Annotated in this window: 11 protein-coding genes; 4 read left to right on the top strand and 7 right to left on the bottom strand. The window is 61.4% G+C overall.

Going from position 1 to position 14568, the window contains the following annotated elements; genetic code table 11:
• Window positions 1-53 precede the first annotated feature (53 nt).
• The 3 genes from ACZXDY_RS06780 to ACZXDY_RS06770 form a co-directional block, all read right to left on the bottom strand.
• Entirely contained in the window at window positions 54-1379 is a 1326-nt protein-coding gene (locus ACZXDY_RS06780; protein ID WP_464344944.1) for a hypothetical protein, read from the bottom strand.
• Between the two features lie 1204 nt (window positions 1380-2583).
• Window positions 2584-3210: a transglutaminase-like cysteine peptidase gene (locus ACZXDY_RS06775; RefSeq protein WP_130229022.1), complete on the bottom strand. Its 627-nt coding sequence runs from the start codon at window positions 3208-3210 to the stop codon at window positions 2584-2586.
• Between the two features lie 333 nt (window positions 3211-3543).
• Window positions 3544-4161, bottom strand: a complete 618-nt coding sequence (locus ACZXDY_RS06770) for a PilZ domain-containing protein (protein WP_028163223.1) — start codon at window positions 4159-4161, stop codon at window positions 3544-3546.
• A 473-nt stretch (window positions 4162-4634) separates the two neighbouring features.
• Between ACZXDY_RS06770 and ACZXDY_RS06765 the strand changes: the two genes are divergently transcribed.
• The 3 genes from ACZXDY_RS06765 to ACZXDY_RS06755 are packed head-to-tail and all read left to right on the top strand — an operon-like array spanning window position 4635 to window position 8236.
• Window positions 4635-5495, top strand: a complete 861-nt coding sequence (locus tag ACZXDY_RS06765; RefSeq protein WP_464345000.1) for an FAD binding domain-containing protein — start codon at window positions 4635-4637, stop codon at window positions 5493-5495.
• A gap of 3 nt (window positions 5496-5498) precedes the next feature.
• The gene (locus tag ACZXDY_RS06760) at window positions 5499-5981 is read left to right on the top strand and encodes a (2Fe-2S)-binding protein (RefSeq protein WP_208829995.1); all 483 of its coding nucleotides are present in this window, start codon (window positions 5499-5501) and stop codon (window positions 5979-5981) included.
• A complete protein-coding gene (locus ACZXDY_RS06755; RefSeq protein WP_464344943.1) occupies window positions 5978-8236 on the top strand; it encodes a xanthine dehydrogenase family protein molybdopterin-binding subunit in 2259 nt (752 codons plus the stop codon). Before ACZXDY_RS06760 ends, ACZXDY_RS06755 begins: the two co-directional genes overlap by 4 nt.
• Before the next feature lie 202 nt (window positions 8237-8438).
• On the opposite strand, the gene ACZXDY_RS06750 is transcribed toward ACZXDY_RS06755, so the two are convergent.
• From ACZXDY_RS06750 to ACZXDY_RS06740, 3 genes are all read right to left on the bottom strand, one after another.
• Window positions 8439-8816, bottom strand: coding sequence for a VOC family protein (locus tag ACZXDY_RS06750; RefSeq protein ID WP_028163227.1), 378 nt, complete (start codon window positions 8814-8816; stop codon window positions 8439-8441).
• A gap of 941 nt (window positions 8817-9757) precedes the next feature.
• Window positions 9758-10081: a hypothetical protein gene (locus tag ACZXDY_RS06745; protein ID WP_463327934.1), complete on the bottom strand. Its 324-nt coding sequence runs from the start codon at window positions 10079-10081 to the stop codon at window positions 9758-9760.
• Between the two features lie 161 nt (window positions 10082-10242).
• Window positions 10243-10695 (bottom strand): hypothetical protein, encoded by a 453-nt coding sequence (locus ACZXDY_RS06740; RefSeq protein ID WP_464344942.1) that lies wholly within the window; start codon window positions 10693-10695, stop codon window positions 10243-10245.
• 1017 nt (window positions 10696-11712) lie between these two features.
• Here ACZXDY_RS06740 and ACZXDY_RS06735 point away from each other — a divergent pair.
• Window positions 11713-13680: a hypothetical protein gene (locus tag ACZXDY_RS06735; protein WP_464344941.1), complete on the top strand. Its 1968-nt coding sequence runs from the start codon at window positions 11713-11715 to the stop codon at window positions 13678-13680.
• Window positions 13681-13755: 75 nt separating this feature from the next.
• Here the strand turns inward: ACZXDY_RS06735 and ACZXDY_RS06730 are convergent, their stop codons facing one another.
• A complete protein-coding gene (locus ACZXDY_RS06730; protein WP_464344999.1) occupies window positions 13756-14382 on the bottom strand; it encodes a tripartite tricarboxylate transporter substrate-binding protein in 627 nt (208 codons plus the stop codon).
• Window positions 14383-14568 lie beyond the last annotated feature (186 nt).

Here is a 14568-nt window from a genome sequence, read left to right as displayed (position 1 = left end):
TCACCAACTGCAACAGCCAGCGTCATCATGTGGAACGCAACAATCTCATTCTCTCACCGGGGCAACGCGTCGAGCCGGTCCTTGGCTTCGCGAATACCGCCGCTGTGCGCCTTCTCGTAGAGCTCTCGCGCCTTGGCCGCTTCGCCGCGCGTTCCATAGGTGCCCCAGGCGGATAAAACCGCGGGATCATATGTCTCCGCGAGCATAAAACTTGCCCGCGCATTGTCGTTCTCGGCGGCACGCTCGAGCACTATCCTTGCTGCGCCGATATTGCCCTGGCCGAGCAACGCACTGGCGCGCGCGATCAATCGGGCCGCCTCCGCCTTGTCCTGGTCTGCGGCTGTTGGCGGCTCCGATACGGCGGCTGCCACGGTTTGTGTCACCGGCACCATCGGGCCTTCAATTGCGCGGCCGACGGTCACGCTCTCATCGACGGGGCGCCGCGTCGATGCAAGATCCCGTGCCATGGCTTCAGTTCTGCGCCGCTCCTGCTGCAGCGATTGCCATAGTTCCGCGATGGTGGCCTCCGCCGTCTGCTTCTGCTGGACGGCTTCATCAACGGCCTTCTGCGACTGCGCGGCCTGGGTCTCGATCTCGCTGCTCGTTGCGGCAAGTTCACTCGCGAGTGCGGCGGCACGCATTTGCGCCTCGTCGAGCGCGCGGCGTTGTTGCTCGGCACTCGCCGTCATCGCCTGGCGCGCCGCGCCGACTTCTTGGGTGAGGGCGGCGGTCTTTTCCTGCTCCTGCCGCAGCGACTGCCGCAGTTCCGCGATCTCGCGCTCCGTCGTCTGTCTCTGTTGCGCGGTCGCATCGTCAGGATTGCGCGACTGTGTGTCCCGGGTTTCGGTCTCGCGGCGCGTTCCGGCAAGTTCGTTCGCGAGCGTCGCAGCGTGGGCCTGTTCCTGTTGAAGGGATTGCCGCAGCTCTTCTGCTGCAATTTCCGCAGCTTCCCAGCGCTGCATCGCGTCGTGCTGAAACTTGCTCGACAGCGCCAGCATCGTCTCCAAGTCGCCGCGGACTTTTGTGAGCTCGGCCGTCAGTGCGGTGGATCTTTCGCGTTCTTGGTCAAGCGACTGCTGCAATTCCGCGGACGTGGCCGTCGCCGGCTCGCGCGCCGGTACGTCCCTGTAGAAAGTCTCGTCGCCGAGCGCTTGGCGACGCTGCACTGTGCCCGCCAACGGCTCCTGTCGCGAAAGGTCGGTGTCCTGCATGAAGACTGCCGTCGTTCCGCGCTGGACGAGCGTTTGCCACTCGGCGACCTCAGGCTTCAGGTTGAGCCCGACGGCGCGCCCGGCTTCGATCGTCTTCGAGACCTCGGCGCCGCTGAATTGGTCGAACGCACCGATCAGCGCAGCTGCAACGAGGATTGCGGCGATCAAAGAACCCGCTAACCATTGGCCCGCACGACCGATCTGGAACCGACTGCTCGATTCGTCTTCTTGAAACACATCGTCGGTTATTGGATACCAATGCGCCGGCGCGATTCTGATGGGATGCCCATTTTTCCAAACCCATGCGCCTGCCTCACGTGACCAATGAGCGATGTCAAAGGTCCCGGTCGCGCTCTCGAGCCAGATATCCTGTCCGTCCCTTGGTGCAGTATCAATTGGCCGGCGCATGTATGACGCCTTCGCATGTCTTGGTATTCAATCAGACCACGTGCAATCGCACTGACGCCGCAGCAATTCGGGCGGTCGCGGCGCCCCAAACGTCGCAAGAAGAAAAACATCATTTAACTATAATTTAAAGTCAAATTAAATCACGCGGATCCCGGCGTGGGCTGTTGAGCTGTGCGTCCGTCAATTGGGTCCGGACGCGGTTTGGGGAGCGGGTGGTTTGATTGAGCCCTGGAATCTCAACGGAAAGGTGCATCGCCAGGAATATCGCCGTGAAACCAGAGTTTCGTGCTGCTTGGTCGTTGTTATTATAAAAGAGCATTTAATTGTTTAATGAAAAGAAAGGGGTAATAAATATTGCCAACCCGAAGGTTGCTTTTATTGGGCTGGCGGTATCAGGGATTGCGACCGCCAGCCTTCGCGGGATAAGCGGTCATTTCCTGCAATCAATGGCGCCTCAGCTAAGCGCTATCGTGCGCACGCGCGCCAAACCGCCTTGTTGAGTCCGGCAGCATCAAAGCACGGCTTGGTACGGCGATGGTTGCCCCAGCAGGGGCGACGCATCTGGCTGGCGCCATCGACCCCTGACCCAGGGCGCGCCAGCGCCAATCACGTCAGCGCAAGCGCGACGAGGCCAGAGCACAACAGGACGATCCCGGCAATGGTGACGGCGAGAAAGCTGTAAGAGGCAAATTCTTCACGCATGGCGCACCTCAAAAAGCAGTCCCCGCAATACCTTCTGATCGTCGTTCTCCAGCACCCAACACCAACATAGTCCGCGCCCGTTTCCGCAGAATTTCGATCAACCGGAAAACGGTTTCGTCACCCGTACCGATTGTTTCGTGATCGTTACACACGTGCGGGCCAAAAAGGTGCGGCCAGGCTTTGGGGGAAGCCTGGCCGCGCGCGAACCGGTCTGGGACGGGGAGGGGTGGGGATGTGACCGGGTCGCGTGTTCGATGGTCCCTTATTGCCGCGAGCTGGCGGTGGCGACCGCCGGGCGGTTGTCGCCGAGCGAGACCCAGACGTTAGGGTCGCTCTGCGACTGCCGCTTGACGAAGCGGTAGCCGGTTGCAGTCCAGGCGACGACGTCCTCGTTCTGGTTGTCGAGGATGAACTCGCCCTTGTCGGTCTTCACGGTGAGCACCGCGTGGCCTTCGCCCTTCTTGTCGCGCACGACAGTGATCAACAGCGCCTCGCGCGGCCAGCCGGCATCGATCAGCATCTTGCGCTTCAAGAGCACGTAGTCCTCGCAGTCGCCGTAGCCGTCGGTCGGCAACGACCATTTCTCGATCACGCCCCAATGATCCATGTCGGTCATCGGCTTGATGGTCTCGTTGACCCATTTGTTGACCCGGAGCAGATCGCGCCACGCCGTCTGCGACAGCACGATGTCGCGCGGTTGTGTCGCGCCGCCGCGGCAATCGACCGGATTGTCGGCGCAGAATTCGACCCAGCCGATCGGCGAACGCGTGGTGTCGCCGAGGCTGGCATAGACCACGTCGCCCGCTTTCGCCGCGACGCTGGTAGTGACGCTTAGTCCGAACAGGATGGCCGCAACCGCCCATCCTTTCCCCTGTCCCCTGAAAACCATTGTGGCCCCCGTTTTTCTCGTTGGGACCACGTTTCGCACAAAGGTTTTGCGGTGCGGCTAAGTCAGCAAAGGTGATTTGACGCGAATGCAAGTAAAGCTAGCAGCGAATTCGATCTATACTTGAAGCAAACTCGACTAAAATTCGAGACAACTGCAATTGATTCAAATTTTACGCGTTAACATCCTGACGCTATGCCAGAAGGTCTTTTGCGTCTCCAAATCCGCCCGCGTTAACCGCGCGCAGTGGGCGCCAGACAAGGGAAAGGCGGCGTCCGCCATCGCGGATGCCGCCTCGTTCGAGCTGAAAATCAGGGGATTTGAGCCTCGCGCGCTTTACCGCGCGGTAACCGCGTCTTCGAGCGTCTCGGCGGCCTGCTCGTGGACGAACTCCAGCGCGAAGCCGTCGTCGAGGTTTCGCACCACGCGCGACTGCACGCGGCCGAGCATCACCAGCGATTTCACCGGTGGCCTGTTCTCGGCGGCGATCGCCGCACCCGACAGCGAGAGGTCGATGATGCGGCAGGTCATCTTGCTGCCGTCCTCCAGCGTGAGCAGCGCGATCGGATTGCGCGGCACGATACGGTCGTGGCGGCGGTCTTCCGGCAGATTGAGGATGTCGCGGTTGGCGAGCCAGGTGAGCTGTGCGGCGAGCTTGTCGCGCTTGCGCGGCGTCGAGATGATCGTCATCGCAAAGCCGTTGTCGATGATGCGGGTGATCTTGCCCTCGACGCGGCCGATATGGTCGAGATAGGCGATCACGCGGTCGCCGACATTGCCGATGCCGGGCGCCAGCAACGCGAGCCCGCCGGGAGACATATTAATAATCTGGCAAGGAAATTCGCGCCGATCGGGCAGCATGTAGCGGCCGAGCAGGTGCACCTTGACGCGCTGGAAGCGCCGCCGTTCCTCCTGTGCCGGGAAGACCGTAGGTTTCTTTTGTGCAAACGACATCACCGCCACCCGACAACCGGCCTTCCGGCGCGGCACGACCCTACGGCTGACAGGGTTAATGAGCGGTTAGCCGCGGTTGCATCAAGTATGGGCACGCACGCGACCGATGAGCGCAATCCGGAGCGCTCTCTGCCCACGCACGAACAGTGTGACTCGCGGCTGACCCGCAGGGGGAAGGAGCGCAGCGGCGCAGGTGGCGACATCTCACCTCCCCTTGAAAAGGGGAGGTCGGTTTGCGCGGTTACGCACAAACCGGGTGGGGATCCTGCCTCCACGAACGGGGAAGCGGAGGGGAAACGCAGCGTCAACGCCTGCCGATCGTCCCTGCAAATTCCCTTTGCGCATGGGGACCCGCCGCTTCGTCCGGGCTCGGAGGCTGTTCCGATGGCGTGCCGGCGTGTAGTCTTTGATCAGGCCCCGTAGAGGGCAGGCAACAAGGAACGAGGGAGGCATCGGACACGAGCATGACCGATATCCGATACGTCGCGCCGCAGACGCTTGATGAAGCGGTCGGCGCTTATGCCGCGGCGGGCAGCGCCGCGCGCATCCTGGCCGGCGGCACGGATCTCCTGGTGCAGATGCGCTCGGGCGCGGTGCAACCGGGTCTGATCGTCGACATCAAGAAAATCAAAGAACTCACTGCCGTCGAAGAACTTTCCGATGGTGGTTTCCGCTTCGGCGCCGCGGTGCCGGGCGCCGTGCTGGCCGAGCATCCGCGCTTTGGCAAGATTTGGCCCGGCGTGTTGGAGGCGGTGAACCTGATCGGTTCCACCCAGGTGCAGGGCCGCGCCTCAGCCGGCGGCAATCTCTGCAACGCCTCGCCGGCCGGCGACAGCGTCCCGGCGATGATCGCTGCCGGCGCCGTCGTCACCGTGCAGGGCCCAAGCGGCCGCCGCGAATTGAAGGTCGAGGATGTTCCCGCCGGCCCCGGCCGCACCAGTCTCAAGCCAGGGGAGATCCTGGTCTCCTTCACGCTGCCGCCGCGCCCGCCAGGCTCCGGCGACGCCTACCTCCGCATGATCCCGCGTACCGAGATGGATATCGCAGTCGTCGGTTGCGGCGTGAGCCTGACGCTGACGGACGGCGTCTGCACTCACGCCCGCGTCGGCTTAGGGGCCGTGGCGCCGACCGCGCTGCTGGTCGCGCCGGCGGCGCAGGCGCTGATCGGCTCCCGCCTCGATGACGCCGCGCTGAATGCCGCCGCCAATGCCTGCCGCGCCGCCTGCCGTCCGATCGACGACAAGCGCGGCACCATCGCCTACCGCACCCAAATCGCGGGCGTATTGCTCAAGCGCACCGTGAAGATCGCCGCAGAACGCGCGCAAGGGAAATGACAAATGGCAAAGCTGCACGTCTCCACCACCGTCAACGGCGAGCCCTTGGAATTCCTCTGCGAGCCCTTTGAAACCATGCTGGACGCACTGCGCAACCAGCTCGCGCTCACCGGCTCCAAGGAAGGCTGCGCCTCCGGCGATTGCGGCGCCTGCTCGATCACGCTGGATGATCGATTGGTCTGTTCGTGCCTGATGCTCGCCGCCGAAGCGGAGGGGCGCGAGATCAGGACCATCGAGGGCATGGCGCGCGGCGGCCGCCTGCATCCGCTGCAGGAGAAATTCCTGGAGCAGGCCGCGCTGCAGTGCGGCATCTGCACCTCCGGCATGCTGGTCGCCTCCGAGGCGCTGCTGGCCAAGAACCCGGACCCGAGCGAGGAGGAAGTCCGCTTCTGGCTCGCCGGCAATCTCTGCCGCTGCACCGGCTACGACAAGATCGTCCGCGCGGTGCTTGAGACCGCAACCGAAATGCGGGAGGCCGCACAATGAACATCGTCGTCAACAACAAGTGGATCGGCCAGCGCACCATCCGTCCCGATGGCGTCGACAAGGTCACGGGACGCGCCGCCTTTGCTGCCGACACCACCATGCCCGGCATGATCTGGGGCAAGGTGCTGCGCAGCCCGCACCCGCATGCGCGCATCCGCTCGATCGACACCTCCAAGGCGGAAGCCTTGCCCGGCGTGAAAGCCGTCGTCACCTCGCGCGACGTCGTCGACTTCCCGCTGGATAAATCCGTGATGCTCGGCATCCAGGACATGCGCTGGATGTGCCGGAACGTGATGGCGCGCGACAAGGCGCTGTTCCCCGGCCATCCCGTCGCCGCGGTAGCCGCCACCACGGAGGCGATCGCCGCCAAGGCCTGCGAATTGATCGAGGTCGATTACGAGGTCTTGCCTTTCTCGATCGAGATCGAGGATGCGATCAAGCCTGACGCCCCGATCCTGCACGAGTTCAACAAGTTCGAAGGCAGGCCCTCGAACATCGTCGGCACCCTCGAGCACAAGAAGGGCGATATCGAAGAGGGCTTCAAACAGGCCGATATCATCATCGAGCGCAGCTTCACCACGCGCCCGGTGCACCAAGGCTATATCGAGCCGCACGCCTGCCTGATCTCGGTCACCGCCGACGGCAAGGCCACGATCTGGAGCTCGAGCCAGGGCCAGTTCATGGTCCGCGCGATGACCTCGATGCTGACGGGCATCCCGCAGAGCGACATCCGCGCCATCCCCGCCGAGATCGGCGGCGGCTTCGGCGGCAAGACCATCGTCTATCTCGAGCCGCTGGCGACGCTGCTCGCCAAGAAATCCGGCCGCCCGGTCAAGATGGTGATGACGCGCGAGGAGGTGATGCGCGCCACCGGCCCAACGTCAGGCTCGAGGAGCACAGTGAAGATCGGCGCGAAGAAGGACGGCACCATCGTCGCCGCGCAAGGCACATTCTATCTGCAGGCCGGCGCCTTCCCGGGCTCGCCGATCCGCGGCGCCGCCGGCTGCAGCTTTGCGCCCTACGACATCGCGAACGTGCTCTCGGTCGGCTTTGATGTCTGCTCCAACCGCTCCAAGGTCGCGGCCTATCGCGCGCCCGGCGCGCCGATCGGCGCCTATGCGGTCGAATGCGTGCTCGACGAGGTCGCGGAAAGCCTGAACATGGACCCGCTCGACTTCCGCCTGAAGAACGCGGCGAGGCAAGGAACGAAAGCCGCGCACGGCCCGGTCTTCCCCCGCATCGGCTATATCGAGACGCTGGAGGCGGCGAAGACCTCGCCGCACTACAGCATCCCGCTCGGCAAGCTGCAGGGCAGGGGCGTCGCCTCCGGCTTCTGGTTCAACGCCGGCGGTGAATCCTCGGCGCAGGTCAACATCACCGAGGACGGCAACGTCGTCGTCACGACCGGCCATCCTGACATCGGCGGCTCGCGCGCCGGCATCGCCAATGTCTGCGCCGAACTGCTCGGCATCGACTACCGCCGCGTCTCCGTCATCATCGGCGACACCCAGACGGTCGGCTTCTCCAACCTCACCGGCGGCAGCCGCGTGCTGTTTGCTTCCTCGATGGTGGTGACGCAGGCGACCGAGAAGGTGATCAACACCCTGCGCGAACGCGCCGCAAAGATCTGGGAGATCGATCCCGAAGCGGTGAAATGGGAGAACGGCACCGCGCATCCTGCCAGCCCGAACGCCGGCCAGTTCGAGCCGCTCACGCTCGAACAGCTCGCCGAGAAGGCCCCCATGCAGGGCGGCCCGATCGGCGCCGGCGTGCAGCTCAACACCCAAGGCGCCGACGGCGGCTTCGGCACCCACATCTGCGACGTCGAGGTCGACATCGAGCTCGGCATCGCCCGTGTCATCAGATACACGGCGGTGCAGGACGTCGGCCGCGCCGTCCACCCCGGCTATGTCGAAGGCCAGCTCCAGGGCGGCGTCGCGCAAGGGATCGGCTGGGCACTGAACGAGGAATACATCTACCGCAGCGACGGCAAGGTCGATAACCCCGGCTTCCTCGACTACCGCATGCCGGTCTGCTCCGACCTGCCGATGCTCGACACCATCCTGGTCGAAGTCCCGAACCCAAAACACCCCCAAGGCGTCAAGGGCGTCGGCGAAGTGCCGCTGGTGCCAGTGATGGCGGCGGTAGCGAATGCGATCTACCGCGCGACAGGCAAGCGCTTTTACGCCCTGCCGATGTCCCCGCCGAAGGTGCTGGCGGGCTTGGAGGAGCCGGTGCAGCAGGCGGCAGAGTAGCTGGGGAGGGCGGTCAATCCGCTCGCACCGTCATTGCGAGCCACCGGGTCGGCGCATAGCGCCGCCCGATGACAGGCTCCGCGAAGCAATCCATTTCACCGCTTGGGGAGAGATGGATTGCTTCGTCGCTTGCGCTCCTCGCAATGACGCTGCGGCTATCATGCGCGTAGGATGGGTAGAGCGGAAGCGAAACCCATCAACGTTACGCCATCCGATGCACGGCACACAGCTTGTTGCCGTCATGATCGCGCAGATAGGCGATATACATCTTCATCCCGTTGCCTTCGCGGATGCCGGGCGGGTCCTCGCAGGTCGTGCCGCCATTGGCAAGTCCCGCCGCATGGAATGCATCGACCGCCGCGGGCGACTCCGCATTGAAGCCGATCGTCCCGCCATTGGCAAAGGTCGCCGCCTTGCCGTCGATCGGCTTCGACACCGAGAACGTCCCCGTCTTCGTGCGCCAGAACACCCGATGCCGGTCGACAAATCCCGGCCTCACGCCGAGCGTGCCGAGCAGCGCGTCATAAAACGCCTTGGACTTGTCGAGGTCGTTGGTTCCGATCATCACATGCGAGAACATTCTACCTGTCCCTCCCTTTGCGCGACGTTCATTCCGCTGCGGCGCCGCTTCGCAGAAGATGTTCCTAGCAGAAGGTTGGGCGGGGATGGAAGTCCGGGACGGGTGCCGGGCGGCGCGGATGACGCTAAAGCCAACCCGCCGCGCGCTCTCCGCAAGGCTTGCCGATCCGAAAGCGCGCGATGTCGTCAGTCAGGAGCGAGCGCGTAGAAGACGCGGGCTCGGCGCGCCACGTTTGGACAGCACTGCTGCCTCAATATCCCTCCCGCTCCCCTCCCGCCGGTGGCGTATCAAGAAAAGCCCGGCGCGACGGGAACCGGATGCGCAAGATCGCAATTCTAGGCCTGCAGGCACATAGCTGCGGCAAGTTGACCCTTGCACAACAACTTACAAAGGGTGCGAAAATGCCACGGGTGAACCAAGCTACAAAGCAGGCGCGTACAACCAAAGCCGCCGCCGTAACGGCGTTCGGTACGGCGGGCCTCGGTCTTTCGCTGGCGGGGAGCGCGTCTGCGTCCGCGATACCCACCGCTGACATCCCGCAGTCCGACGACTTCTCGCCCAATCAGCGCCTGGTCCTTGGTGAAGAGGAAATGGCCGACGTCAGTCTCGCCACGTTCTATCTGTTCGATAAGGAAAACGCAGACCCCGGCGTGCAACTGGCCGCCGTTGTCGTTCGAGGCTGCCGAGGTTGCGGTGGTTGCCGCGGCTGCCGTGGCTGCCGTGGTTGCGGAGTAGGCTGGCGTGGCTGTGGTGGCTGCGGAGGTTGCGGCGGCTGCTGCGCCCGCTGGGGACGCTGCCGCTGGTGCTAGGGTCAAGACCTCACCGCTAAAAGACAAAGCTTGACGACCTGCCGGGCGGCGCCGTCCGCCCGCAAGTCGGCGACGATGTTCCGCGTCGCCGATCGGCAGCGTTTGGTAAATCCTGAAAAGGCCCGCGCACGGCTATCGAACGACAGCCGCCTCGCCGATCCAGCGTCCCTCCCAGAGATAAAAGCGATCGGTTGCCCCGAGCGCTTGCGCTGCCTCTTCGCGACACAAGAACACGAAACCCAGCCGCCTCCGCTCGCCCGGCATCATGGCGCGTTCGAGCAGCGGATAACCATCCCAGCCCTCATCGACACTTCTGTCCTTGGTGCACGGGCAGCCCCAGCCAAGACGAACCGGCCCAGTCCTGCCACCTGCCTCGACCGGATAAAGATAGAGGTCCGCAATCAAGTCAGGCGTTACGGAGTGCAAGGCTTCGCGGAATGCGGTCTCGCGTGTCACAGCCACACCTCAACGCGTAGGGCGGATCAGCCACCGGGTCCGCGCTTCGCGCGGCCCGATGACAGGCTCCGCGTAACCCGCCGTTCACGTACCACAAAACGGCGGATCACGTCTTTGGCTGATCCGCCCTGCGCGCCGCCACGCCGCTTCGCAGGAAGGTCTCAGTTCTTGGCGGGGCACTTGGCCCGAATCTCTCCGAGAAGCTTTCGCATATTCTCAAAGTAAATTTCGTCGAGAGCCGGGGGCATGTCTTCGCAGATGTATTGGTGATGGTACTTGATCTCTTCATCAAAGCTTTTTCGCCATTCCGGCTTGTCGAATGCTTCCAGCATCTCGTCGTACGCAAACAGCAGATGCGCGACGTAATTTTTGTATTGGGCGAATTTCTTTCGGTCTGCCTTGATCTCCAACAGATCAGGCTCAGCGTATTCCGGGTGCCGCAACGCAGATTCGCTGTACGACATGTAGACTTGGCGGGCCGCGACTTCTTTGAAGTTCTTGCTGATGAAGTAGACTTGAGCCACGACGATGACGAAGGCGAAGCCAGCAATGACCGCGGATGCGATTTGCGCCCAATTCGACTTCGGCCGAGTGTTCTCAGATTGAGCGGACATGTTTGGACCAAGGGGGAGTGGATAGGTGGTGAGTGAAGCTAGCCTCCGCGTAGTCCGCGGATTGGCGGGGAGGAGGGCAGTCCGTAGGGCGGATTCGCAGCGTAATCCGCCGTTCACCTACCACAAAGCGGCGGATTGCGCCTTCGGCCAATTCGCCCTGCGCGTCGCCTCTTCGCGACACAAGAACACCCAGACGCCTCCGTTCGCCCGGCATCATGGCGCGTTCGAGCAGCGGATAACCATCCCAGCCCTCATCAACACTTCTGCCCTTGGTGCACGCGCAGCCCCAGCCAAGACGGACCGGCGCAGTTCTGCCACCTGCCTCGACCGGATAAAGATAAAGGTCCACGATCAAGTCAGGCGTTACCGCGTGCAGGGCTTCACGGAATGGGGGCCCGCGTGTCACAGCTACACCTCACCGCGTAGGCGGATTAGCGCAGCGTAATCCGCCACTCAGGTATCACAAGGCGGCGGACGACGCCTTCGGCTAATCCGCCCTGTGAGCTAAATCAAATAACGGGACCCTCCGGAGCGAAATCCTCACCCCGTCACTCGCTGCCGAGCCGCGAGTTAGGTTCAACAGGATAGGATTCATGGTGCAGCGGAAGTCGACGTTTGTGTCGGAGAGGGCCGCAAGCTATTCTCCGCGAACATCTTGCGACCATCGCATCAAATCAAAGCATCAGATTCTCTTGGATGGATACAGTCTCGATCAATATCTGCTATCGGCCGTTGCGCATTGCAATGGCGGTACATTCGAGTGACTTGGACTCGTTTCGCCGAGCGGTTCGCATAAATTTCGCTTTCTCGGGAGGTCGGTTTAATCCGATAGTCTTTGCAGATAAGATCGATGATGCGCGCAGATTAATCGAGGTGTTCCGAGTCGATTTCATTGTGCCTTTTGGAACCTCTGATGAGGTGAAGGCGCTCGTCGCCGCGTTTCCACATCTGATAAGTCCCTTGTTTGGGGATGATCTCTTCATAGTGAGTCGAGGGTCTCCCGGTAGGTCGTACATCTTGGACGTCTACAACGCGTTGCTGCATTGGCGTGATAAGCCTGAGTGGCAGTCTCTGAAGGAAAAGGGATTCCGGCGTATCGTCTGGGAGGCAGACGATCCTTTGGCCGACTCGCTGCTGGTTCAGTACGGCGCTTTTCCCGATGCTGTAGATACCGGACGTGATTATACAACAGAGCTGGCCGCCGCTACCTTAGCTAAGGTTGAACGGCTCGATCCGGCAGAACCGATTCCCAAGGCCGTGCTTGAGCATCCAAGCCTCGGCTTCTTATCTCGAATTGGACTGCGACGTCATTACTCGGTCCGCCCCGGTTCGCAGTCTCCTGGCTTCTACATTGGAGACGCTGCAAACATCGACGATCTCGCCACATTTTGGAATTTGCGTGCAGCGGACACAGCGCTCCATTTTATCGACCTTGCGTACTTTAGCCGCTATGAGCACTTGCTCCCCGTTCTTAGCAGGGATCTGCAGAAACGGACGCTCGAAGGTGATGCGTCAGGATTGATGTTTTGGGCGATAAACGACGATCTCCTCAAGAGAGCGGGCGATCATTTCGGCGAGGTACAGCGCACACATCATCGAGTAGCGCCAGAAACCTGGAATGGTTTAAATGTTAGGCCGCCGATGATGATCTTCGGTGACGCACAGTCGCTGGGAGTGCTTGGAGAGTACGACGGACGGCCACGCGTATCGTTTAGTCTAAACAATAAACCTTTTCATGAAAATATATCGTTCCAAACGCAGCGTCTCGTTGGGTCCGTGAATTTCTACGGCGGGCCACGTAGTGAAGACTCGACCTTCCGACCTCCGTATGTGCCCGAATTGAATGAGTATCTCGCAAGAAAGATGTGCTTTGACTACGATAAGCTTCGCGTAGAACCGGAGAGGGTCGGGATAATTATTGATGCGCTAGATCATAACGTCACGCTTAATGCGGTTTCGACGTACGGCTTGGTTCAGAAGATATTTGAGTTGGCAGGTCTGCGGTCCAAGTTGAGTGATAGCGGACTGATCGCAAGGCAATTGATTGCCCGGCTCGGGGGAATCGATGGCGCACGCGTGTTCAAAATTCCAGGAGTACGTAAGCTCCTAAAAACTTTCGGGCCAAACAAGTCTTTTACACAAAACGTCGCCCTTCAAATTATAGGCCGAACACCCGGTTTTAGTGATCATTCGCACTTGTTTATTGAGCCTCGCAAAAACGGCGAACGACTGACCAAAGATATGGTGTTCGGTTATTTGGTCGAGAAAGGGCTCTTTCGAACGGGCTTGGAATTGACTTGCCCAGCTTGCAACTTGCCCAGCTGGTATCCACTCGACGCGTTGCGTCAAACCAATGTTTGCGAGCTGTGTGGCAATGTCCATGACGCCACAAGGGCAATGATCGGTCGAAAATTTCAGTATCGCCGTACCGGGGTGCTCGGGATCGAAAAAAATGTTAAAGGCGCGATTCCGGTGGTGCTTCTTCTCCAACAGCTTCTAATCAATCTTACAGGAATCGGAAGCGATCTCATTGAGCTGCCATCGCACGACCTCGAACCCCTTCCCAATGTCCAGCTTCCCGCATGTGAAGTCGATTTTGTTCTCGTGCGATCGCAAACCTATCCCGATAAGGCGGAGTTGATAATCGGTGAGTGCAAGGACGAGGGTGATAGGATTGACCAGCGCGATATTGAGAATCTTCGACGTATCGCTGATGCCATCCCCGAGCATCGGTTTAACACATTTATCTTGCTAGCACGGCTTTCGCCGTTCTCCTCAGAAGAGGTGGCGCTTGCCAGATCTCTGAATGGCCCATACCAACGTCGCGTTATTCTGCTGTCTGCTCGGGAATTGGAGCCCTATCACATGATGGAGAGGATTAAGAAGGAGTTTGGCTTGACGACACATATCCACTCGGCCAAAGATCTGGCCGGCGTGACTTTTCAAATGTATTTTGCAGCCGATCGGTCAGGGCACGACGCGTGATCGATTACTTACTTGCGGCATTATGGGTGCCGGATTCGTCTGTTCGCCTCATCGAAAGCGTTGATCCAATAGACCTCAATCCGCGAACTGCCCCGCCGCCTCGATGATCGGCTTCCACCGGTCCACCTCGCTCACCAGCTTCACCTTCAGCGCTTCGGGCGTGGCTTCGTCCTGGGCTACCGGCTCGGTGTTGATCTCGTTGAAGCGCTTCACGAGGTCGGGGTCGCGGAGGGCTTCCGAGGCGGCCCCTAAGCCCGCATTGCCGAAGGTCATCTTGTCGCCGTTGGCCTTGATGTAGGTGATCAGCTCGGCAAGATTGTTCGGCGGCAGGTCGGGCCGGGCGATGATGGTCATCGGCGCATTGGTGACGAGGCCGATCGGCGCGAACGCCGTCTTGGTGTCGTAGGGCAGCTTGCGGTATAGCGTTGCCGCCGTCGAGATGCCGATGTGGTGGACCAGCAGGGTATAGCCGTCGGGCTCGGCGCGGGCGGCGCGCGCGGTGGCGATGGTGCCGCCGGCGCCGGTGGCGTTCTCGACGATGATGGTCTGGCCCAGGAGTTTCGACATCGATTGCGCCGTCATCCGCGCCACCGTGTCGGTCGGCCCGCCGGCCGCAAATGGCACCAGCAGGGTGATGGGCCGGGCCGGGTAGGTCTGCGCGGAGGCCGCCGAGCTTGCCATCGCAAGCACAGCGGCAATCATGGCCAGTCGTTTCAAGTCGTGCCTCCCTTTGAGCTTGTTCTTTGTTGGTCGTGCATCTCTACATGTTTTGCGCTGCCGCACAAAAGCGAAAGATGTCGCGCGGTACGGCCGGACCAGGCGCTCGGCAGAACTATTGACTTAGATCAACAAAAGGTCCGCCATCTCGTCGCACTCGGATACTGCGCA

It is taken from the genome of Bradyrhizobium sp. LeoB3 (assembly GCF_055456055.1).
The sequence above is the reverse complement of the archived record's forward strand: the minus strand, read 5'-3'. Positions and strand labels throughout refer to the sequence as shown.

What these genes read in the sequence shown, in the direction of transcription:
- ACZXDY_RS06775 (WP_130229022.1), bottom strand. Translation starts at nt 3,210, where the DNA reads ATGGTTTTCAGGGGACAGGGGAAAGGATGGGCGGTTGCGGCCATCCTG.
- ACZXDY_RS06770 (WP_028163223.1), bottom strand. Translation starts at nt 4,161, where the DNA reads ATGTCGTTTGCACAAAAGAAACCTACGGTCTTCCCGGCACAGGAGGAA.
- ACZXDY_RS06760 (WP_208829995.1), top strand. Translation starts at nt 5,499, where the DNA reads ATGGCAAAGCTGCACGTCTCCACCACCGTCAACGGCGAGCCCTTGGAA.
- ACZXDY_RS06755 (WP_464344943.1), top strand. Translation starts at nt 5,978, where the DNA reads ATGAACATCGTCGTCAACAACAAGTGGATCGGCCAGCGCACCATCCGT.
- ACZXDY_RS06750 (WP_028163227.1), bottom strand. Translation starts at nt 8,816, where the DNA reads ATGTTCTCGCATGTGATGATCGGAACCAACGACCTCGACAAGTCCAAG.
- ACZXDY_RS06740 (WP_464344942.1), bottom strand. Translation starts at nt 10,695, where the DNA reads ATGTCCGCTCAATCTGAGAACACTCGGCCGAAGTCGAATTGGGCGCAA.
- ACZXDY_RS06730 (WP_464344999.1), bottom strand. Translation starts at nt 14,382, where the DNA reads ATGATTGCCGCTGTGCTTGCGATGGCAAGCTCGGCGGCCTCCGCGCAG.